This window comes from Mesorhizobium sp. M2C.T.Ca.TU.002.02.1.1 (genome assembly GCF_003997225.1).
Genome location: NZ_RZTO01001129.1, coordinates 1 through 1499, shown reverse-complemented (window position 1 = coordinate 1499; position 1499 = coordinate 1). Strand labels below are relative to the sequence as shown.

Below are 1499 nucleotides of genomic sequence, written 5' to 3'. Positions count from 1 at the left end.
GCGATGCGCTGCCCGAAACACGCGAGGTCGACGGCGCGGATGTGCTGACGGTGGAGGCGCTTGCCATGCGCACCGGCATCTCGGGCGACGAGGCGCAGGAGCTGCTCGACCGGCTGGGCAACGACCGCGCGGCGATCGAGCAGGCGGCGCGGAATCTCAAGGCGAAACGGCGCAGCTGACAGGTCGGCAACCAACCTACCCGCGCTCCACGGCGAGAACGCCGGCATGCCCCAGGGCACGCTGCGTGGCGCCTGCGCTTGGCATACGCTCCCCGTCCGGGTTGACAGGGCAAACACACCGCCCTAATTTTCGCGTTAGTGGCCACTAACGCGAAATACTGGACGGCGCTCGGCGATCCGACACGGCGCACGATCTTCGAACTGCTGGTCGACCGACCCAGTTCGGTCAGCGGGCTGGCCAATGCGCTGCCTGTGACCCGGCCGGCGGTCTCCCAGCATCTGAAGGTTCTCAAGGATGCCGGGTTGGTGGCGGACACGCGCTCCGGCAAGGAACGCATCTACCGGATCGATCCGGATGGCTTGGCGGCGTTTCGGGCGGAGATCGACCAGTTCTGGATGAAGACGCTCGCGGCCTACAAGCTGGCTGTCGAACAACCGACGAAGGACGAGACATGATCAAGCAACCCGCCCCCGCTCCTGTAAGGCATTTCGTCGTCGTCGCGGCTCCGATCGCGCGTGCCTTCAAGGTGTTCACCGAGGATTTCGGCAATTTCAAACCGCGCGAGCACAATCTGCTCGCCGTCCCGATCGCGGAAACGATCTTCGAGCCGCGGGTTGGCGGCCACGTCTACGACCGCGGTGTCGACGGCTCAGAATGCCGCTTCGCCCGCGTGCTCGCCTACGACCCACCGAACCGACTGCTTCTGAGCTGGGACATCAGCCCGCGCTGGCAGATCGAAACCGACCTCGCCCGCACCAGCGAGTGGGAAGTCCGCTTCACGGCTGAATCGGAAAACCGCACCCGCGTCGAAATCGAACATCGCCATATCGAACGGCATGGCCAGGGCTGGGAAGGCGTGCGCGGCGGGGTCGACAGCGATCAGGGCTGGCCGCTCTACCTGCAGCGGTACCAGGCGCTTTTTGCCCAGGCCGCCTGACAGCGCGGCCTGACGGCAGCGCGCCCTGCATCGAGGAGCGGCGCGCAACCCAGGCGGCCACAGCGATCGGAAGGAGCGAAGAAAATGGAAGCCTATTGGTTGAGCACCCTCGGCGTGCTCGCGCTCTGTCTCCTGTCGGTGGGGCTGGCGGTCTATTCCGGCTCGTCCAAGGGATTTGCCGGCAAGCTTTCGGGTCCGGTCATTCCCGCGGACGACGACAACCCGCTCTACCGGATCGACCGCGTCCACATGAACTCGGTCGAGGCACTCGCCCCCTTCGTCGTACCCACGATGCTGGCGATGATGATCGGCGTCGGACCGGTGACGCTTGCAGCGCTCGTCTGGGCGCACCTGGCGATACGGCTCGTCCACATGGTCATCT

Annotated in this window: 3 protein-coding genes and 1 pseudogene; all 4 read left to right on the top strand. The window is 65.7% G+C overall.

The genetic code is table 11. The annotated features are described in order from the left end of the window. Nucleotides 1-179, top strand: a pseudogene (locus EOD07_RS38870) (DUF2934 domain-containing protein); the annotation flags it as partial. Between the two features lie 138 nt (nucleotides 180-317). After that, nucleotides 318-635, top strand: coding sequence for a metalloregulator ArsR/SmtB family transcription factor (locus tag EOD07_RS34015; RefSeq protein WP_164772824.1), 318 nt, complete (start codon nucleotides 318-320; stop codon nucleotides 633-635). Continuing rightward, complete coding sequence (locus tag EOD07_RS34010; RefSeq protein ID WP_073987387.1) at nucleotides 632-1117, top strand: SRPBCC family protein; 486 nt, start codon at nucleotides 632-634, stop codon at nucleotides 1115-1117. The genes EOD07_RS34015 and EOD07_RS34010 overlap by 4 nt, the downstream gene beginning before the upstream one ends. A gap of 84 nt (nucleotides 1118-1201) precedes the next feature. Then, nucleotides 1202-1499: MAPEG family protein (locus EOD07_RS34005; RefSeq protein WP_164772823.1), on the top strand; the 298-nt coding region annotated here is incomplete at its 3' end.

Coding starts and splice junctions, on each gene's coding strand:
- EOD07_RS34010 (WP_073987387.1), top strand. CDS start 632: ATGATCAAGCAACCCGCCCCCGCTCCTGTAAGGCATTTCGTCGTCGTC.